At 64.0% G+C, this 20,803-nt stretch carries 14 protein-coding genes and 1 tRNA gene; 4 read left to right on the forward strand and 11 right to left on the reverse strand.

What is annotated here, in order from left to right:
• Positions 1-55: 55 nt before the first annotated feature.
• From AC6RV7_RS18875 to AC6RV7_RS18885, 3 genes are all read right to left on the reverse strand, one after another.
• The gene (locus AC6RV7_RS18875; RefSeq protein ID WP_500095751.1) at positions 56-2,869 is read right to left on the reverse strand and encodes an FG-GAP repeat domain-containing protein; all 2,814 of its coding nucleotides are present in this window, start codon (positions 2,867-2,869) and stop codon (positions 56-58) included.
• Positions 2,866-5,676 (reverse strand): FG-GAP repeat domain-containing protein, encoded by a 2,811-nt coding sequence (locus tag AC6RV7_RS18880; RefSeq protein WP_500095752.1) that lies wholly within the window; start codon positions 5,674-5,676, stop codon positions 2,866-2,868. The genes AC6RV7_RS18875 and AC6RV7_RS18880 overlap by 4 nt, the downstream gene beginning before the upstream one ends.
• 159 nt (positions 5,677-5,835) lie before the next feature.
• On the reverse strand, positions 5,836-6,609 hold the full coding sequence (locus AC6RV7_RS18885; protein WP_500095753.1) for an HpcH/HpaI aldolase family protein: 774 nt from the start codon (positions 6,607-6,609) through the stop codon (positions 5,836-5,838).
• Between the two features lie 207 nt (positions 6,610-6,816).
• Between AC6RV7_RS18885 and AC6RV7_RS18890 the strand changes: the two genes are divergently transcribed.
• From AC6RV7_RS18890 to AC6RV7_RS18905, 4 genes are all read left to right on the forward strand, one after another.
• Positions 6,817-7,737: a cupin domain-containing protein gene (locus AC6RV7_RS18890; RefSeq protein ID WP_500095754.1), complete on the forward strand. Its 921-nt coding sequence runs from the start codon at positions 6,817-6,819 to the stop codon at positions 7,735-7,737.
• A gap of 458 nt (positions 7,738-8,195) precedes the next feature.
• On the forward strand, positions 8,196-10,415 hold the full coding sequence (locus tag AC6RV7_RS18895; protein ID WP_500095755.1) for a TonB-dependent siderophore receptor: 2,220 nt from the start codon (positions 8,196-8,198) through the stop codon (positions 10,413-10,415).
• Between the two features lie 298 nt (positions 10,416-10,713).
• Positions 10,714-11,730, forward strand: coding sequence for a hypothetical protein (locus AC6RV7_RS18900; RefSeq protein ID WP_500095756.1), 1,017 nt, complete (start codon positions 10,714-10,716; stop codon positions 11,728-11,730).
• 28 nt (positions 11,731-11,758) lie between these two features.
• Positions 11,759-13,222, forward strand: a complete 1,464-nt coding sequence (locus AC6RV7_RS18905; RefSeq protein WP_500095757.1) for a sodium:solute symporter family transporter — start codon at positions 11,759-11,761, stop codon at positions 13,220-13,222.
• Between the two features lie 15 nt (positions 13,223-13,237).
• On the opposite strand, the gene AC6RV7_RS18910 is transcribed toward AC6RV7_RS18905, so the two are convergent.
• The 8 genes from AC6RV7_RS18910 to AC6RV7_RS18945 form a co-directional block, all read right to left on the reverse strand.
• Positions 13,238-14,146: an aldo/keto reductase gene (locus AC6RV7_RS18910; protein ID WP_500095758.1), complete on the reverse strand. Its 909-nt coding sequence runs from the start codon at positions 14,144-14,146 to the stop codon at positions 13,238-13,240.
• A 2-nt stretch (positions 14,147-14,148) separates the two neighbouring features.
• Complete coding sequence (locus AC6RV7_RS18915; RefSeq protein ID WP_500095759.1) at positions 14,149-14,940, reverse strand: SDR family oxidoreductase; 792 nt, start codon at positions 14,938-14,940, stop codon at positions 14,149-14,151.
• A complete protein-coding gene (locus AC6RV7_RS18920; protein WP_500095760.1) occupies positions 14,937-15,935 on the reverse strand; it encodes a Gfo/Idh/MocA family protein in 999 nt (332 codons plus the stop codon). Before AC6RV7_RS18920 ends, AC6RV7_RS18915 begins: the two co-directional genes overlap by 4 nt.
• Positions 15,936-16,019: 84 nt before the next feature.
• Positions 16,020-16,835 carry a fumarylacetoacetate hydrolase family protein gene (locus tag AC6RV7_RS18925; protein WP_500095761.1) on the reverse strand — a complete coding sequence of 272 codons (816 nt, stop codon included), beginning with the start codon at positions 16,833-16,835 and terminating at the stop codon, positions 16,020-16,022.
• 20 nt (positions 16,836-16,855) lie between these two features.
• The gene (locus AC6RV7_RS18930; RefSeq protein WP_500095762.1) at positions 16,856-17,239 is read right to left on the reverse strand and encodes a RidA family protein; all 384 of its coding nucleotides are present in this window, start codon (positions 17,237-17,239) and stop codon (positions 16,856-16,858) included.
• On the reverse strand, positions 17,211-18,752 hold the full coding sequence (locus AC6RV7_RS18935) for a M81 family metallopeptidase (RefSeq protein WP_500095763.1): 1,542 nt from the start codon (positions 18,750-18,752) through the stop codon (positions 17,211-17,213). Before AC6RV7_RS18935 ends, AC6RV7_RS18930 begins: the two co-directional genes overlap by 29 nt.
• Before the next feature lie 19 nt (positions 18,753-18,771).
• Positions 18,772-20,115, reverse strand: coding sequence for an aspartate aminotransferase family protein (locus AC6RV7_RS18940; protein ID WP_500095764.1), 1,344 nt, complete (start codon positions 20,113-20,115; stop codon positions 18,772-18,774).
• A gap of 572 nt (positions 20,116-20,687) precedes the next feature.
• Positions 20,688-20,762: transfer RNA gene (locus AC6RV7_RS18945), tRNA-Cys, on the reverse strand.
• Positions 20,763-20,803: the final 41 nt, after the last annotated feature.

Genomic DNA, 20,803 nt, shown 5'->3' on the forward strand with positions numbered 1-20,803 from the left:
CCGGCCGGGGACGCACGGTGCGTCTCCGGCACGGCAACCCCGGGCAACAGTTTTCCTATTCGAAGTCCATGCTCACGGCGCGCACGACGGGCAGGCCGCCGCCGGGATTTTCGAGGATGGCCTGAAACTGCACCCACGGTCCATGGAGGGGCAGATGCGCCGGCCCGGGCTGGGTGAAAGGTGCCGCCGATCCGTCGACGCCTTGCCATGCGGCCCGAGCCAGGTCGTCCGGCGAAGCGGCCGAGCGAACCTGGAAACTTACGGCGGTTCCGGCGGGTGTATCCGCCTTCCAGTCGATGGATCGGAGTTGCCTGGCCTCGGAGAATTCCTTCGCCGGGGAAACGTAGCGGTAGGCGGTCGCCCGATCGTAGATGTTGCCCGGATCCGTGACTGTCATCAGGTGCGTGCCGCGTGAGGGGAGCTCAAGGCGGCGCTCCGCAGAAAAGCCTTCGGGACCGCCCCAGTAGAGAAACGATTCGGTGTGATGATTGCCGTTGCGTTGATGATTCGCGAAGAAGATGTCGATCCAGCCATCGGCGTTATAGTCCGCGGTCATCGCGCCTGAGGCAGAATAGGTTTCCAGCATGGTGACGTTGTCCGGGGTGAAACCGTTTGGGCCCTGCCAGTAGACGTAAGAAGGGAAATCCCGTCGGGTGCCGCCATGATAGGCGGTGATCACGAGATCGAGGCGACCGTCGCGGTTCAGGTCGGCGACCGCCGCGTCCTCCGCACCGATGGCGGGCAACACCGTCCGGCGAGCCGTCGAGTAACCGTCGCGCGAGCCCCAGTAAATGAACACCCCGCCGTCCGGCGATCCGCCGAAAGCGCGGGACTTGCTGTCGGGTGGGGGATTCTTGTCGAACAGATTGGGCACGATGAGATCCAACTGGCCGTCCGCGTTGAGATCGGCCACCTCGAGCGCGACCGACGAGCGCCCGGGCAGATCGGTGCGTCGGTCCGCGTCGAAACCGTCCGGACCGTTCCAGAAGATCGTGACTTTCTCCTCGTTGAACACCGGGAAAGCCACGTCGATCCAGCCATCTCCGTTGAAGTCCGCGATCGTGTGAAAACGGATGCCACCCACCGGCAGGGAGGTGCGGGCGGCGGTGGAAAACCCGCCCGGACCGCCGTAATAAATGTGCGTCTCCTTCGAGCCCGGACTCCATTCGCTGGGCAGAAGGTCGAGGTATCCATCGCGATTGAAGTCGGCGAGACGGGTCGAGAAGGCGTAGTGGCCGAACACCGGGGTGCGCTGGGCCCGCTGGAAGGATTTTTCTCCTCCCCAGTAAATGGATACGCCGTCGCTGCCCGGCACGATGATGTCGGCATGGCCGTCGAGATTCACGTCGGCCGTGGAATAGGAATCCGGTCCCTGCGTATCCACTTCTATTTTACGGTCGGCCGAGAACACGGCGGGATTGGACGGATCCGACAGATAGAGGCTGGCCGGGGTTTCGGCGCCCGTGCCATCCTGCTTGTTCATGAAGATCAGGTCGCTTCGTCCTTGACGCGTCAGATCCGCGACGATCACGGCGGAGGCGCCGGAGGTCGGAAGCTCCTCGCGACGGGTCGCCGTGGGGCCATCGGGTCCGCCCCAGTAGATGAACGAAGGGGTGTCGAAGGTCCGGCCGAGGTTGAAATTCGCGAACACGAGGTCGACGTGGCCGGTCTTCTGCAGATCGGCGGCGAGGACGGCGCGCGCGTTGTGCGTCGGGAGGGCGAGCCGGCGGCGCGGTTGAAAACCCTCCGCGGAGCCCCAGTAGACGAAAGAGGCGTCGCCCTGGCCGTTTGCAAAAATGATCTCCGGCCAGCCATCGCGATCGAGATCCGCGATCGCGGCGTCGCTCCCCGCGACGGTGGGGAGGCCGGTGCGGCGGGCGGAGAACCCGGTCGGGGAGTTCCAGTAGATGAAGGAGTCGAGCTGGACCGTATCCACGATGTTGTAGATACCGCCTTCCCGGCCCTTCAGGCGTTCGCTGTTCACCAGCACCACCTCCGGGCGGCCGTCGCGATCGAGGTCGCCCAGCGTCACCGCGCTGCTGCCTTCGCCAGGGAGAAAAAGGCTGTGCTCGAGGTCGAACGCGCCGTCGCGTGACCAGAAGATCCGGGCGCCAGCCTCCCCAGCTTCGTTCCCCTGGCTGACGAGGACGATGTCCGGCGCGCCGTCGCCGTTGAGATCGCCGATGGCGACATCGCGACCGTTGATCGTCGGCAGAATCGTTTTGTGCGCCGGCGTAAATTTCCCCTCGTCGTTCCAGTAAATATAGGACTGCTGGATCCGGTCGACCGCCACGTGATAGGTGCGGCCATTGTTCGCGATGACGACTTCGGGCCAGCCATCGCCGTTGAGATCCGAGATCTCGACGGCTTCGGCGCCCTGGGTGGGCAGGAGGGTGCGGCGCGCCGGAGCGTAGCCCTCCGGACCGCCCCAATAGATCCAGGCGTCGAGTTCGTTGCGCGTGCCGTCGAAACTGTTGGCGATGACCAGATCCGGATGACCGTCGCGATTGAGATCGGCGACCGCGGCGTCCTTGCCGCCCTCTGTCGGCAGGCGCAGGACGTGCGCGGCGCTGTAGCCCGGTTGATCCAGATAAATGGAGAGATCCACTTTCTCCCCGTAGGCATGATTCGCCGGCAGGAAGATATCCGGACGCCCGTCCTGGTTCAGATCGAACGCATTGATCAGGCGCAGCGTGCCATCGGCGGCCGCGTAGACATTCACGCCGGCATCGGGAAAGGAGCCTTCCGAAAACGCGCGAAAGGAGTCGAGTTGCCAGCGCGGATTCGAACCGGCGGCGGAGAGGGACGCTGCGCCAAGGGCGAGCGAAACGCAGGTCAGACGGAATGGGGAAAGAGAGCGGGAGATCATTTCAGGGAGACGGAGACCTTTCGGACGATGGGATAGGCGTCGGCATTGGCGCTATGAAGCGTGAGGCGGTATTGAACCGCGCGGTCGCCGGCGAGGAGCGGAAAGGCGCCTTCCCTGGCTTCCCGCCACGGAGCGGCGTCGAGTGCGTTTTCGCTGGCGGCGCTGCGCACCTGGATCGAGACATGGGAGCGGTGGGGCGTCGTCGCATCCACCGCAATGCTGCCTCCGGCGGCCGTATTGGAAAAAGCGAATACGCGAGAGGTAAAGGTCTCCTCGTCCCGGCGGTGCGAGATGTTGCCGATATCCTGGACCCAGGTGTAGTGGGGACCGGCGACGGGAAGGTATTGAACTTCTGGAGACTTGAAGCGGTTGCCGTCGTTGTAGAAGACCGGCGACTCCACCAGATGGCCGGGGTCGATCGAATGGGCGGCGAAGGCGATGTCCCGTTTCCCGTCCCCGTTGAAGTCGGCGACGATCACTTCCGACGCGGAGTCGACGATCAGCGAGGTGCGATGGCGGGCGGCAAATCCTTCGGCCGAGCCCCAGAAAATATAGGAGGGCAGCTGTTCGCGGGAGAGCTCGCCATGATAGTGCGGCGAGATGAAATCGAGATAGCCGTCGCCATCCACGTCGGCCACGGCAATTCCGACCGGCGTCATGCCCGGCAGCCACTGCGACGCCGACTGATGCCAGCCTTTTTCCCCGCCCCAGAAGATGCTCGAGCCGGTATCGTGGTGATGCGCGACGGTATCTTCGTAACTGGCGACGACCAGATCGAGCCAGCCGTCGCCGTTGAAGTCGGCGGCTTCCAGATCGATCGGCGCCGGATAGGGCAGGATGGTCTGGTTCCGATTGTCATAGCGGCCGTCCTTGCCCCAGAAGGTGATCACCTGGTTTGTCGTGTAGGAGCCGATGACGATGTCGAGCTCGCCGTCGCGATTGAAATCGGCGATGAGGCAACCGATGGAGCGACCCGGCACGTCGACGGCGTGGCGGTGCGCCGCGGACAGGCCGTCGGCGCTGCCGTAGTAGATGATCATTTGCGTGTCGGGAGAGTTGGCGGATTCGAAAGCCCCCAGCACGAGGTCGAGATAACCGTCGCGATTGAGATCGGCGACGTTGATCGAACCCAGGTGTTTTTCCGGGAGGATCTGGCGTCGCGAAAAGTCGAACCGGGTCGGCCCCGGGCCCTTCATGTTGCCGTTGGCGCCGCCCCAGTAAATGTTGATGCCCGTATGGGGAGCGCGCGCGGCGGCGTCCTCGGAGATGTCGCCGCCGTTGATGACGATGAGGTCCACGTAGCCGTCGCTGTTGAGATCGGACGCGCTGGATTTGTAGCCGCTGAGATTTGGGATATCGACAAAGGTGTCGCGCGAAAATCCGCCCGGGATGCCCCAGTAGAGGCGCAGGGGTACGGCATCGTCGAGCGTGCGGTGTTGGCTGTTGGCGAACACGGCGACCGGCGGCGCGTCAGCCGTGAGGCGGGCGATCGCGACTCCTTGGGCACCCTCGGTCGCGACGGCGAGACCCTCTGCGGTCAGCTGGCGTCCGCCTTGGCCGAGGAAGACGCGAGAGGAAGCCTTGAGCGATTCGGTGCCTTGGAAAACGGCGACGACGAGATCGCCGTGTCCATCCCCGTTGAGATCGCCGACGGTGGCCGCCGAGGCGTTCGGAATCTGCAGCGAAACAGGATGTGCTGCGTCGACGCCGTCCGGCTGTCCCCACAGCACGTGTACGGAGGTCGCTGCGGGTGTCGCCGATTTTGCGGAGGGATAGACGAGTTTGAGATCGGTCAGGATCAGATCCGGCCACTCGTCGTCATCGAGCCGGCCGATGGCCAGATGGGTGGCCGGCGCGCACTCCAGGATTTGCGCGGAGGGCTTGGCCTTGTTGGTCGCGACCTGAACCAGGGATCGGGTGTTCGTGCCGATCCAGAGCGTGTCGCCAGCATCGGGCGCTACGGCCTGCGGGAGGAGCGCCTGGGCTTTGGTGGCTTCGGTGAGCGAGGTCTCGAAGGTCGTGGCGACACGCATTGCTTTCGCCTGCGCATCGTAGCCGAGGAAGTGCAGCGCGCCGGACGCGGTGAGCACGACGGCGGGAAACTCGCGCCGGGCGCCGAATCCGCCAGTCGCGATCTCCACCGCCGCGGGAACGCCGATGTCCTGATAACGCGTGAGCAGGAAGCCCGTCTTACTTCCCCAATAGACCCGGACGATTTTTCCCCCGGGCTGTCCGAAGAGCCAGCCGTCGCCATTCAGCGTGAGAAGATCCGGCCAACCATCGTCGTTAAGATCGCCGATGGCCAGACTGGTCACGGAATCGACCGGCAGCTGACGAGTCAGCCGATTGGTTGTCCAGCCGTCCGGCGCGCCCCAGGCGATCATGAGGGAGCTGCGTTGCTGCTGTACATTCTGGTGATTGGGCATGAACACGAGATCCACATATCCGTCGGCATTCATATCGCGGGGCAGCACGCGGCTGCTACCATCGACGGCGAGCTCGGCGGTGGTCAGGGTTGGTCCCTGCATCGTCGCGAGCGTGGCGGGAATCGCGTTGAAGATATCGTGGGTGCTGTTGAACAGCAGGTCGAGATGTCCATTGCCGTCGAGGTCGTAGCGACGGATGGTTTCCAGTTCACCCCGCCGATTGATATAGAGATTCTGGCCGGATTCACCGAGCGTGCCGGCCGCGAAAGTTGCGCCGGTGTCCGTCCACGAAGCGCGGGTGTCCCCGGCGTCGACTGCCGACGGTGACAGCAGCACGCCGGCTGCGAGAGTGGAAAGGAAGTGCAGGCGTCGGACATTCATGGGAGTTTCAAGGGGAATGAAAGGCCGACGCGATTTGCCGCAGAGGCGGCAGCGCGGGCCCGTGTTGAGCGTGAGCGTTCACTTCCTCGCGGCCAGCGCGCTGCACTGGTAACATTACCTGCCCGATCCGAGTCGCGCGTTCGACGGGAACGAACGGCGTTACTTCAGCGCCTCGGCGAAGGTGTTTCCGTAGCTGGTCAGCATCGTCATGACAGCGCCGAAATCGCTGCCGTGGGCGATGAGCCTGCCGCCTTTGCTCGCGATGCGGCTGATCTGCTCGGCGGTGCCGCCGGGGCGCCCCCAGGCGATCCGGTGCTTCGCCGCCGCCGCCGCGACCGCGTCCTCGGCCGCGGTCATCTCGGGGTGGTTCCAGTCGAGCGGACAACCGAGTCGAAGCGCCAGGTCGCCGGGGCCGATGAAAAGACCGTCGACGCCTGGCGTGGCCGCGATCGCGTCGAGATTGGTGAGAGCCTTTGGCGTTTCGATCTGGAGAATGAGAAGCGATTCCGCGTTGGCGGCGGCGGGATAGGCGAGTGTGCCGGGAAGGTAAAAGTCGTTGTCCAGCCCGGCGCCGTCGAGGCCGCGCTGCCCGGCGGGGGGGAACTTGACGGCCGCGACCAAGGCCGCGGCATCCGCAGCCGTGTCCACGAGCGGAATCATCAAGGCCGTAGCACCGTCCTCCAGCAGATGATAGAGATCGGTTGGGTTGCGGCTGCCGGTGCGCACGATGCAGTCGATGTTGGCGAGGTGGTGCAGCGCGATCAGTCGCTGGAGCTCACGTCGGTCCCATGTGTTGTGCTCGGCGTCGAGCCAGATGGCATCGAAGCCCGCGCGGGCGGCGTGACTCGGCATCATCGCCGTGGGATAATACATGCACGCGATGCGGGCAGGGAGATTCCGACGCAGGCGGGAGCGAATCAGGGAAGGGCGCATGAGGGGACGAAGGGGGCGGTGAGCGGAGGCGGCGCGTCACTGCGCCGGATCGTGGCGGAAAACTATTCGCGGTAACCCGCGGCGAACAGAATCCGGTGGTGGGCAAAACATTTGACCGGTTCTCGGGCGTTGCGGGCAACTCCACCTGGAGAACGACTGGGCTTCAGTCGCACCCCGGCCGCGTTTCCCACCCCTCATCCTGCTTTTATGAACATCGCGCGCATCGTCTTTCTTTTGCTCTGGCTGCCGGTGATGGCGATGGCCTACACGTCGGATCCGGATAGCGGGCTTCTGTTCAACGAAACAAAATATTTTTGGTCCGAGCCGGCCGATCCGCAGTTCTATAATAACGTTCGCGCCGCGCTGCTGGTGGCGCCCGACGATCTGCCGGAGCGGAAGCACGACTCGAATTCCAGCATGGCGCGCGTCGAACTGCTCGAGATCGCGGCGGGTGGAGGCGTCTCGCCTCACGCGGTGAGCGACAATGCCAGCGAACAGATCTTCATCGTTCTGGAGGGAAACCTGGAGTTCACCGCGGGCGGAACAACGATGCAGGCGGGCCCGCAAGAAATTGTATTTGTGTCGCTCGGGCTCGAGCGCGGTTTCTCGGCGGTGGGGGAGAAGGGCGCCCGGGTGCTGCGGGCGGACTGGCGGCAAAAAGGAGTCCGCGCTCCGGCGAATCCCCGTGCCTTTGTCGTGTCGGAGAAACTGCGCCCCTTGGCGCACACGGGTGGCGAAGGTTATGTCACGGTGGCGCCCAACGCGCGGCAGCAGGGCAACGCCCTTTCCATCGTCAGCTTCGGCGCCGGGCATGTGAACGCGAGCAATTCGCTGCTGCTCTACAGCAAGGACATCACGACCGGCCGCGCCTTCACCGCGAACACGCAACTCGTGCGCGTGGGGCTTTCCCAGTATCATCCCGGAGGCGGCACGCGCTGGCACTTTCATCCCGACCGGGAGCAATGCTTCGTGATTCTTTCCGGCAAAGGTCTCGTGGAGATCGGTGCGAACACCGTCGAAGTGAAATCGGGTGACATCGTCTTTGCACCGCGCCATGTCGGTCACGGCTACAAGACGATCGGCGACGAACCGTTCAAATTTCTCGAGCTCGAGTGGGGGCGTGATTGACGGATCATCGCCGGAAGTGACGCCGGGAAGCGCTCTGACGCGTCCGGTCATCGGCCCTGATTCATCCGACATGAAACGTTATTCGATTGCGGGGATCGTTCGGCGAACGCTGACGGTCGCTACGGAGGATGACGCGCGCGACGACTCCGGCGGGGCGCTGCCCGTTATCGCAACGGGCGTGCGACCGGCGCTTTCTCCCACGCGGCGATGGACGTATGTATCCGAACGTGGGATACTTCGTTCGGGCGCCGTCTCCGCGGGCGCGGTGGGTGCCGTTCACGAGGGAAAACGGGGGGAAGAGGTGAAGGCGCCCCGAGCGACGATGGCGGATGAAAGCCGGCCACCGGGCAACAGATGTTACCAAGAGATGACCTTTGTCGCTGGCCCGCCATCTGCATTCTCAGCGCACCAGAGTGACCACGTTGTCGGGTTCACTTCACATACAATCCCACCAAGCGATGAAAAATAAAACCATATACGGAGTGTGCTTGTGCGCCCTCCTGCTCGCGCTGCGGCTTGCTGCGCAAACGACCCCGTCGCCCACCGCCGCCGAGGTTACGGTTCTGCCCACCTTCGACGTGTCCGATTCCAAGCCGATCGGCTACGGAACCACGAACGCACTCGGAGCGACCAGAATGAACCTGGCGATCACGGACACTCCGAACTCCATCGTGATTCTCAACCGGGAGCTGATGGACGATCTCGGTGCGCTGGACGGTCTCGACATCCTCAAGTTTGCGAGTGGCGTGGCTCCGGCCTCCACCCGCACGATCAACGTCGTGACGATCCGGGGCGAGGAGGTGCGTCCGAACAACGGCGCGAACTTCCTCGACGGATTGCCCGGCGGGCAGACGGCCGAGATCGAGATCGAGTTCCTCGACCGCATCGAGTTCGTGAAAGGTCCGGCCGGAACCCTTTATGGCTCGCATTCCCTCGGAGGTCTGATCAATCGCGTTTCCAAGCGTCCGCTGCCGTTCCAGCAGACGACGTTGAAAACCTCCTTCGATTCCGTCGGCAACACGGTGCAGGGATCATTCGACACGACCGGACCGCTCGGCGGCAGCGGCTTGTCCTATCGTGTCGTTGGCGTCGCTCGCGAAGGCGAGACGCAGTTCGGAGCGGTCGACAACAAGCAGGCGATCTACCTTTACACCTCGTTCTCGCCAAAGAACGGCGTCGGACGCGCCTGGGGGCGCTACAGCTACCAGGATATCGAGACCGGCCATGAAGGCACCAACTGGTTCTATGACGGCGCGGGCCAGCCCTCCTCGTTTCTCGGGTCCGATTTCCTATCGGTTCCGCTGCGCCCGGTCGCGACGCGCGAGAATCATTCCTTCGAGGCCGGCTTCGAGACCCAGCTGAAGGGAACTGCGTCCACCTGGAACCTCCGCCTGGTGGGCCGATTCGATCAGCAGTCGGGTTCCGAGTTTGCGATGATCCCGCTGGGCTACTCGTTCTACGATGCCGCGGGCACGTTGCTCGGCAAGACGGGCACCGCGGTCAACGCTTCGCAGCCCAAGTTCAGCGACACCAACTGGACGGACATCCGGCTGTCGAGTTTCACCGCCCGCAATGCCGGTCCCGGCACCGGCAAGCAATATGGCGGCTACCTCGATATCGTCGGAGATTTCTCCACCGGCCCCGTCAAACACAAGCTGCTTGTTTATAGTCAAATGAGCGGAACCAGTTCCCGATCGAAATCCTACAACTATTCGCTGCCGGCAGGCTTCGAGTTTAGTGTAATCAATCCCGTCTATTTCGACGTCGAAGGTTTCTTCTCGAATCCGGTGCTCGCATCGAGCAGTGGCGGCTCCAGTGAAGCGTTCAACTTCGGCGTGCAGGACAACCTGTTCCTGTTTGGCGATCGGTTGATCCTGGTTGGAGGCGCCCGTTACGATCACGCGGTGGACAATGGCAGCACCAACTACCTGACCGGCGTGAGGTCAGCTTCGCGCACGACCAACAACTGGGTCTTTAAGGGCGGCCTCGTCTTCAAGCCCCTGAAAGCCTACGACGGTGTCTCGCTCTTCTACAATTATTCCGAAACCTTCACGGCGCAGGCCGGCACGACGCTCTCCGGGATCCCGTTCAAGGATATTGAAGGCACGGCCAACGAAGTCGGAGTGAAGCTCGAGTTGGTTAAGCAGGGTATCGTGATGACGGCGTCAGTGTTCAAGAACGAGAATACCAACTTCCCGATTCGCGTGTTAATCCCGGAACTCGGCCTGGATGATTACCTGCAAATCGGAACCGGCGTGTCCAAGGGCTGGGAGGCGGACATCGCCTGGCAGCCGCGCCCGAACCTCTCGTTCATGTTCGCCGTCTCGGACGTGGATTCCAAGAATCCGAACGGCCTGTACAAACGAAATGTACAGAATGGCATCAACTATCGATTCGTCGGAAAGTATACCTTCACGGGTGGCGCGCTCGACCGCCTCTCGCTCGGCGCGGCATTTGTCACCATCGCCAAACGTGCGGGTGAGAACGGGAATTCGTTCTTCACCGACGGCTACGACACGCTGGATCTGTTTGCCAGCTATTCGTACAAGCGGTGGAGGCTTCAGGCCAATCTCAGCAACGTGATGGATCAGGATGGCGTCGAATCCTCGATTGTCGCCTCGCTCGCCCAGGTGCAGCGTCCGCGTTCGATCCGTCTCGGCGCCCAATATTCGTTCTAGGCGCGGATTCAGGATAACATTCAATTGCAGCTGTGAACCTGCCCGTTGGCGGGCCGACCCTGCCGAATCATATATTCGGCAGGGTCTGACGGGCGGACCGGTGCGACCAGAGACGCTGCCTTGCCCCGTCTGGTTTCCCAGCCGCGTCATCCCATCGACTCCGACCCCTGATTCGACCACAAGCCTCCGCATGTTTTCCGACTCAACCGCCTTCACCGGTGTTTCCCGGCTCCTGGTCGGATCTCTCTTCGCGGGCTGGCCCGCTGTCGCCGCAGCGGCGGATCCTTTCCTGCCCATCATGTCTATTTCGTCGACTTCTTCTCCTGCCGGCTGGCGGCAGCTGCCTCCTTATCCTGGCGACATCGGCGTCGCCGGCATCCTCGCGGGCCGGCACGATGGCGTGCTGATCGCGGCGGGCGGGACAAATTTCCCCGAGCGTCCCCCCTGGGAAGGCGGGAAGAAGCGCACCTATGCTGATGTCCACGTGTATCAGCCGTCCGAGCACGCCTGGCGGGCCGCCGGGAACCTGCCTGAGCCGCGCGGCTATGCGGCAGTGGTGTCCGTCCCGGCAGGTGTGCTCGTCATCGGCGGAGAGAACGCCGACAAGGTTTTCGCGGATTCGTTCTGGATGCAATGGGACGGCCGCCGGGTCGTCACGACGCCCGCGCCGTCGCTGCCTTCCTCCACGACCAGTCCGGTCGCGGCCGTGCTGGGCGAACATGTTTACGTCGCGTCCGGTTATGCCGCGGGTGCACCGCGCCTCAGTCAGGCGGGGTTCTGGCGGCTCGATTTGCGTGATCCGGCCGCCGGGTGGACCGAACTGCCCGCGTGGCCAGGACCGTCCCGCGGCCAGGCGGTGATGGCAGCGTTGGGCGACTCGGTGTATTTGTTCAGTGGCATCTCCATCGTTGCGGGCCACGACGCCAAGCCGCAGGTGACCTATCTGTCGGACGCCTATCGCTACCACCCGGCGGAAGGCTGGACCAAGCTGCCCGACCTGCCGCGCTCCGCGATCGCCGCGCCGTCGCCGTCGCCGGTGTCAACCGCGCTTGGGCGGATATACGTTCTTGGAGGTGTCGACGGACGCCTCGTGGGCAAACAGCCTCGCGATACCCGTGTTCCGGACGACATCATCTACTACGATGTCGCCACCGGCGCGTGGCAAACGCTTCCCGGCAGATGGCCCGATCCGGTGGTGACCTCTCCGGCCGTTCCTTGGGCCGACGAATGGATCCTTGTATCCGGCGAAATCATGTCCGCGGTGCGAACGCCACACGTCTGGTCCTGGAATCCGGCGGCGGAGGTGGCCCGATGAAACCCAACCAGACAATCCTGTATTGCTCATGACGTTCATCGATAGCTCGATCATATTCATTTATATAGCGGCCATCGTGACTGTCGGGATCCGCTATCGGGGGCGGCAGGACAATATCAACGACTACTTCACCGCCCAGCGTGGATTCGGCGGGGTGATCGGAACGGTCGTGGTGGGCCTGAGTCTCGGGGCGACATTCTTCAGTGCGTTGAGCTTCGTCGCCTTTCCGAGCGTAATCTACACCTATGGCATCACGGCCTTGACGGCCTTGGCCGGCTATCCGGCAGCCTACCTCGCGCTGCGATTCTGGTTTCTCCCCCGGTATCTGGCCCACGCCCAGAACAGCCCCTACGACATTGTCGAACATCGCTTCGGCAGGACCACCCGGCTGACCGCATCCGCCATGTTCGTTCTGCTCCGGTTATGCTGGATGGCGGCTTTGATCTACGCTCCGGCGCTGGTGGTCATGGCGTGCTGCAATCTTGGGCCCGACTGGTTCTGGCCGCTGATCCTCGTCATTGGGCTTTCCAGTACGGTCTACACGGTGATCGGCGGGATCCGCGGTGTCATCATCACGGACGCCATTCAGTTCCTCATCATCATGGCCGTCCTGTTGGTGACGATCGTCTTCGTGCTGGTGAAGATCCCCATCTCGCTCACTCAGATATCGACCTACTTGCGGTCGAACAGCGGATTGCTGGAGCTCAATTGGTCGTTCGACCTGACCCTCACGATGACGGTGTGGGCGATGGCGATCGGTGGCACGATGCAGAACATGAGCTCGTTTACCGCCGACCAGATGTCGCTCCAGCGTTACCTCGCTTCAGGCAGCGTGAAATCCGCTGCGAGTGCTTTTGGCACCAGCATGTTCACGACCACGCTCGTGCTCCTGATGCTGTCGGCGGTGGGATTGATGCTTGGCGCCTGGTATAACCTGCATCCGGATTCCTCCCTGCCGACGGATGCGGACAAGGTGTTTCCCTATTTCGTCGCGTCGCAGCTTCCGATCGGGTTCATGGGCATGATCATCGCCGCCATTCTGGCGGCCACCATGAGCAGCATCACCAGTGGCATCAATGCGCTCTCCGGCTCGCTGCTCAACGACTTCATCCCGTTCTCCGAGCGAGTGCCGGCGGGAAAGCTCCTGAAGTATGCCCGGGGCACGAGCGCGATCATTGGGATTCTGGCCACCGTCATCGCGGGTTTCGTCGATGGCATGGGATCGCTCTTCGATATCATGAACGCCTTCTATGGTATCTTTCTGGGGCCGCTGCTCGGATGTATTTTCTGCACCGTTTCGGGTCTGAAGGTGCGAGGGGCGGCGCTCACGTTCGCCATGATCGGTGGATGCCTGTTCGGCATCTGGGTCGCCTATTCCACACTGGCGAACCTCTGGGTCTCGCTCTTTTCCGCGGGCACCACGGTGGCGGTGGCCTGGATCGGGACGAAGCTTGTCGGGCTGCAGCGCGACCCGGCGGGAAACCGCCGATAAAGTCGCTCGTATCCGTCAAACGGATTCGAGTTCAGCGAAAATCGCAGGGGCGTTCGATCGCAGGGCCGCGCAGGCCTGGTCGAGATGCGCGGGCATCCGCCCGCCGATCACCACGCTGGCCGTGTAGGGCCGGTGCAACGCCCATGCGAGCGCGAGATGCGCCGCGGGCAGCCCGGTCCTGGCGGACACGGCGAACAGCCTGGCCAGCCTGCCTTGGGCAACCGGATGAAAGTACACGTCCTGATGCGTGGGGGACACCGCGAAACGGGATCCCGGTTCCACGCCCCGCTGGTGCTTGCCGGTGAGAAAACCCGCGCCGAGCGGGCTGTAGGTGAGAATCGCCACCTGGCCGGCGGCGCAAAGTTCCTGCAGCGAGGGATCGACGTCGCGGACGGCGAGATTGTTGTTGTTCTGGATGGCGCGGACACGGTGAAGACCGAGGTCCTGCTGGCGCGCAAGGATGGCGCGGAGTTGGACGGCGTTGAAGTTGCTCACGCCGAGCGCGCGCACCCGTCCGTCGCGGATGAGTCCGTCGAGCGCCGTCAGAGCGGAGACGGTCGACGCCGTCTCGTGCCAGCGGTGCAAGTAGAGCAGGTCGATGCTGTCGACCCCGAGACGCCTGGCGCTACCGGTGACGGCGGTGTCGATCGCGTCCGGCGTGAACGGTGGATAAATCTTGGTCGCCACCCCCAGCGTGTCGGACCCGATCCGGCGCGAAACGCGCCAGGCCCCGATGATCCTTTCGGAGACGCCGTCGGAGTAGGTCGCCGCCGTATCCAATAAAGTGATGCCCAAGGCGGCGCCGTGGTCCATGAGGGCGAATGCCGCCGCCTCGTCGATCTCCCGCCCGAAGGTCGCCCCGCCCAGGCTGATGGGGCCGAGCGCCGGCCCGCCGGGATAAAGGATCGTCGGTTCCGGCAGCACGGCTAGTGCGCGGTGTAGCCGCCGTCGACGGGGAGGTTGACGCCGGTCACGTAGCGGGCGGCCTCGCTCAGCAGGAAGATCACGGGACCGCCTAGATCGCGGTCGCCGGCCATCCGGCGCAGAAACGTGGCTCGCGTATAGCGTTCGACGAAGATCGGGGATTGGCCGCTGAAGAAGCCGCCCGGAGACAGGCAGTTCACGCGCACATTTTGGGGGCCGTAGCGGGCGGCGAAAAAACGGGTGAGATTTATCATGCCCGCCTTGTGAAAGAAATAGTCGGGCACCGCGTGCATCTCCAACCCTTCATACAGCGAGAAATCCGGGCCGACCATGCCCTGGATCGACCCGATGTTCACGATGCTGCCACCGCCGCGGGCGGCCATCGCTTCGCCGAAGGCACGGGTGATGGCGAAAAGCCCCGTGGCATTCGTCTTCATCGACGCCTCCCAGTCGGCGAGAGGCGCGTCGGCGCTTTGCATCGGGCGGGCTACCGCGTTGTTGACCAGGCCGTCGATGCGACCGAAATCGTGCAACACACGATCACGCAGCGCCAGGATGGAAGCTTCGTCAGCCTGGTCCAGGAAGCAGGCGTGCACCGTTCGGCCGAGGGCGCGCTCCTCGGCTGCGACCGTTTCCAGCGCCTTCACGTTCCGCGAGGCGAGAACGAGCAGGGCTCCGGCCTCGGCCAACTGGGCGGCAAGTCCGCGGCCGTATAACCCGGCGCCGCCGGTGAGGACGACGACTTGGCCCGCGAGGGAAAATTCAGGACCTGGAGCCGGCGGGGCGCTGTTCATAAGGTGACTGGAAGGCCCTCCCGCCAGGAGCGGAGGGCCGCGAGATTGAACCGCAGGGTCTGCACGCCCTCCTCGAGCGTGCACGATACGTTGGGCCGGCCTTCGCATCCCTCGAGGAAGGCATTGGCCTGCGCGACGAACATCTGGTCGCGGTCGGTCGCCGGCAGGGCCTGCCAGCTCCAGTCGGATTCGCCGCGCCGGAGCGTTCCCCAGCGTTGGGCGTTGAGCTCCACCCGGACGGATCCGGTCTCCGCGTGGAAATCGAGACGGGTCTCGTTCAAGGCTTGGAACTGGTTCAGCGCATAGCTCACGAGCACGTCGCCGTTGCGAGCGGTGGCGTTGACCGTGTCCTCCACCGTCACTCCGTCGAGCACCTGATGGGCGGCGTCGCAGTAAACGCGGGAGGTCGGCCCCGCGATCCACTCCACGGCGTTGGCCATGTGGGTCAGCGCGTCCTGAATGGCTCCTCCGCCTTGCGCGTGATCGCGATAGTAAATGTCCCGGTAGGCGGGGCGGAAAAAGGGGAAATGCTGGCCCGTATTCACAGCGACATGACGGATGGTTCCGAAGTTGTCCGTGCGCAGAAAATCCCGTGCGGCCTGCAGCGCCGGAACGAAATGAAGAACGTAGGCCACCGCCGCGAATCGGCCGGAGCGATCGCGTGCGGCGACAAGCTGCTCCGTCCCGGACAGGTCCAGGGAGAGCGGCTTTTCGATCAATACGTGCCGGTGCGCCTCCAGGCAACGGGTGGCGATCGCCACGTGATGCGGGGCCGGGGTTGCGATCACGACGCCGCTGATCGCCGAATCCTGGAGAGCGGCTGACCAGTCTCCCGTCGTCACGACGCCGTATTTTTCGCTCATCAGCGCCCGGATCTCCGGGCGGGTGTCGCAGGCCACGATCTCTGCGCGGCCGGTGGCGAGAAACGTGCGGAGATGACGTTCACCAATGGAACCACATCCGATGACGAGGATGGTGGCGCGTGAAGACGGCATGAAATGGGATAGCAACTGCGGGAAAGCGGCTGAAAGTCCGAGGCGTTGTGTGCGCTCCTGGTCGTTGGGCGCCGCGGCGTGAGGTCAGCGCGGATACGGCTCTTCGATCACCGGGTTGGACAACGTCCCGATCCGATCGATCTCGACCCTCACGTAATCGCCGGCTTTAAGCCAGCGTGGGTTTGGCTTTGCCGCCATGCCGACGCCGTGGGGCGTGCCCGTGAGGATCACGGTGCCGGGGAGCAGGGTGGTGCTGCCACTGAGAAATTCGATGAGGGCCGGAACATCGAAGATCATGTCGCCGGTCGTCCAGTCCTGTACGGTTTCGCCGTTGAGGACCGTGCGGATTTTCAGCTGGCCGGGATCGGGGATCTCGTCGGCGGTGACCAGGCACGGTCCGAGCGGACAGAAGGTATCGAAGGTTTTGCCGCGGCACCACTGCCCTCCGCCGTGTCCAATCTGCCAGTCGCGTGCGGACACGTCGTTGGCACAGGTGTAGCCGAGCACGTAGTCGAAGGCGTTCTTCCGGGAAACATTCTTGCAGGCGCGACCGATCACGACCGCGAGTTCGCATTCGTAATCGACGCCGGTGCTCGGAAGCTTCCGGGGCAGCACGATCGGAGCCCCGGGATGCTGCACGGTGTTCAGCCCTTTCATGAACAGGACCGGATGGAGCGGTTCTTTCATGCCGCTTTCGGCCGCATGATGGCGATAGTTCAAGCCGATGCCGAGAATCTGACTCGGGACCACCGGACTGAGCAATTGAGCGACTTCCGCAAACTCGGAGGTGAGTTCGTGCCGGCCGAACAGATCTCCCGCGATCACCTGGTGCCGGCCGTCGGCAGTTTCGGCGGCGAGGCGCGTGATGTTGGAATGATCGAGGTAGCGAATGATTTTCATCGGTGGGATCTGGAAACGGTTCAGCTGTTCGCCGGCACGGCGACACACTCGATCTCGTAATGCAGGGAGGGTGGCAGGCAGCCGGTGATCGTGGTGCGAGCGGGAAACGGCGCGGAGAAATACTCGCGATAAAGCGCATTGAAGCCCGCGAGATTGGCCGGATCGCGGACGTAGTTGCGTGTTTGCACCACGTGCTGGAGATCGCTGCCGGCCGCCCGCAGCACCATGCGCAGATTCTCCACCGACCGGCGGAATTCGCCCTCGAAGGTGTCCGCCACGATCTGTCCCGTGCGGTCAACCGAAGCCTGGCCGGAGACAAAGATGAGCCCGTTGACGATCACCGCGGGACTGAAGGGCAGGTGGGAGGTTGGCGTGTCAGGAAGAAGTGGATACTCGATCGGCATGGGAATGAAGTGAGCGGGGATGGAACTGGGTTTCGGCGTCGAGCGGAAACACCGGCCGGCGGAGATGGCGGAAGGTAAAAGCATCCAGCCGGCTCGAGCAGGGGCCCGGCGTTTCGACAAAATGGCTCGAGCGGGCAATGGGATTGTAGGCCCGCTGGTGCGCGACGGCCGCCTTGACGCCGATCACTTTCATCGCGGTCGGCTCGATGCCCTGGCTGCGCAACTGGCCGAGATCGAACGGCGGCGTTTTCCTGCTCGTGAGGAGCAGGGTGATCCCGCGATGACGCACGACGGCGCATGCGCCCATGTCGACGTTCCGGCCGACCATCGAAGCCAGATGGCTGTGAATATCTTCCAGCTCAAAACGGCCGTCGCTGCGCGAGAGCAGCGTGACCTCCAGCGTCACCGGACCGGCATCGAGCCGCGAACCGCGGCCGCCGAGCGGAACGCGCATTTCTCCCCCGATCGGAAGGGAGGCCAGCCGGCGCACGGCGTCGGGATCGTTCAGCACGACGAGCGAATCCGGCACGTCATGCGCGATCAGCGCCCGCAGTATGCCGGTGCCGTCGCCAGGCGCGCCCCCGCCGATGTTATCGGAAGGCTCGACCAGAATGACGGGGCCGTCCGTGATGGGCACCAACCTCGCCAGCGTGTCCGCAACATCCGGATACCTGATTTCGCCGAGAGCCCGCAATTCCCAGGCTTTGACCGCCAGGGAGTCGGCGCAGGCCATCAATCGCGATTCCCCGGCGAGGCCGCTCGCGATGATCGCAACGCCGGTATCGGGCGTGTCGGCGAAGGCGAAGCCGGCTGCCACGCTCACCGCCCAGATGTCCCGGTCCACCGCCTCCGCTTTTTCGGCCATGAGGGTCAGCGTCAGCATCGGATCGTCCGAGGTGCCGGTGCCGGGCGGCGCCCACACCACCGGCACGTTGCGGAGTACGGTCCGGGGCCGCTGCCCGGTCGTCAGGCAGCGATGCAGAAACTCCGCGGTGCGCTGGGCGGTGAACGCCGCATCGGTGTGCGGATTGGCGCGATAGGTCACGAGGCAATCCGCATGCTGCGCCATGCGAGGCGAGAGATTGGCGTGCAGGTCGAGCACCGCGAACAGGGGGAGCTCCCGTGCCCAGGGCAGCTGGCGGATGCGTTCCAGGAGCTCGCCTTCGACGTCGGGTTGCCCTTCCGCGACCATGGCGCCATGGAGCACGAGGAAGATCGCGTCGATGCCGCCGGCCAGAAACGTCCGGGCGCGGGCGGAAAACTCGGTCCAGAAATAGTCGAACACGTCCGCCGTCACCAGTCCGCCCGGCATCGCCCGAAGGTCGATCGTCGGCAGCACCTCCCATTTCCGGATTTGCGCAACTTCGAGGAAGCCCGCAGTGGGCGAACCGTCGCCCTGCTTGGCGAGAAGGTCGTCGCCGGCCGCGACCGCGAAATCCGCCAGCGACGTCCCTGTGTCCAGGAACGTGTGTGTCTCATGAAAGAGACCCGCGAGGAGAATGCGGTGGCCCATGGCAGCGGCAGTTGGGTTTTCAGCGAGGCCCGGCCCACGTCGCCGCGTGGCGTGTGAAGGCGCGCTCCACTCGGGGCAGCGTGTCGGCCAGATCCTGATCGGTGTGCGCCATGCTGACGAACCACAGACCGCGTTCGATCGCGCGCACGCCTTCCTCGAGCAGACAGCGCCGCAAATGAGCCCAGCGCAGAGCATCGTGACGGGTCACGTAGTCGCGGTAGTCGCGAATCGGTCCTTCCGCTGCGCCGGGCTTGAGCATCGTGGTGTGGAAAACCGGTCCGGGACCCTGCGGCCGCAACGGAATGCCGTGCTCCTGCGCGGTTTTCGTGAGCGCGTTCATCAGCATCTGCCCATGCGCGATGAGCTGGCGGGGGTGATTCGCGCCGCGGCCGATCAGAAAATCGAGACACCACTTGCTAGCAGAGAGGCAGAGCGGATTCGCGTTGAGCGTGCCGGCGTGAACGATCTCGCCCTTGACGATCTTCTCCATGAACTTCGCCTTGCCGGCAAGCGCGGCGAAAGGCGTGCCGCCGCCGACGGCTTTGCCGAGCACGGTGAGATCGGGGGAGAAACCATAGAAGCCTTGCGCTCCCGCGCCCCCGAAACGAAATCCCGTGATGGTCTCATCGGCGATCATGACGATGCCCTCGCGGTCGCAGAGTTCACGGATGGTCGCGAACAGCGCGGCGTCCGGCACAATGCATGACGTGTTGCAGAGAACCGGTTCGAAGATGATGGCGGCAATTTTCCCGGCGTGTTCCTGCACGCGGCGCCGGAGGTGGTCGGGATCGTTCCAGCGGGCGACGACGAAGGTTTTCAGCACTTCCGGAATCACGCCCTGGCTGGGATGCAGGCTCGTCGGCGCCTCGGGCGGGCCCCACTGATTGCTGGGCGGGGCGAAGCCGACCAGACCCTCGTCCGCCCAGCCGTGGTAATGACCCTCGAACTTGAGGACCAGCGGCCGGCCGGTGTGGGCCCGCGCGAGTCGCAGCGCCGCGCCGACCACCTCGGTGGCCGAGTTGTTGAAGCGAACCAGTTCGGCGGAAGGGATGAGCGACTGGATCTTTTCGGCCACTTCGATTTCGAGGAGGGACTGCGCCGCCCAATGCGTTCCGCGCCGGGCCTGGGCGCCGATGGCGTCGGCCATGCCGGCCGGCGCGTGGCCGTACAGGATCGCCCCCTGCCCAATCTGGTAGTCGATGTATTCGTTCTCATCGACGTCCCACAGGCGCGCGCCGCGGCCATGCGTGAAATAGACGGGCACCGGTGTCTCCAGCTTTCGGATGCCACTGTTGACCCCGCCGGCGATGGACCGGCCAGCCCGGGCGAAGAGTCGTTGCGATTCAGTGAAGTTGTAGGGCATGGGATTCTGAAACAGTTCGGGTGAGGCGGGCGGCGGAAAGGAAGTCGGGAGCCGCCCGTCACGTATTCAAAAGTTAGCGACAGCGTGCGCGTCCGGAGCGTCCACCGCGGTCGGGCGGCGGAACTTGTGATCGCCCGTCGGCGGACCGAAGTCCGCGGCCCCGACGCCCGTCGCCGATGCTCGATCCCTGGCGACACCTCGATGCAAGCGACATGCCCGCAGGCGCATCGCCCGAGGACCGGAAGGAGGTGTACGGTGACGTCCGGTTCATGGAACGTGTCAGTGCCCCAAGCACCGGCTTCGTGAAACCGGAATGTCCTGGTCATAAGCTTTGCCCACTCGCCGGATTCGTCGACGCCGAGCGGCTACGCGAGCGCGTCGCCACGCCCGAATCGGTTTCAGGCAAACGCCTACAATAGCCGAAACGACTTCCGGACCTTTAGGGAGCACTGGGCGAGTTAACGCCGGCCGTGCCGAGTCCTACGGGAGTCACCATCTTGGTTGGTGTCCCGTTTGGTGTCCCAAGAGGACACCGAGTCTCATAACCCGTTGCTAAAACGGCAGTCGATTATTGGAGGCGCGGGCCGGAATTGAACCGGCGCATAGAGGTTTTGCAGACCTCGGCCTTACCACTTGGCTACCGCGCCTTGACTTTAACCTGATCGGGAAAGCGGAGTTTACTACGTTG

This window comes from Opitutus sp. sgz309028, from assembly GCF_059821195.1.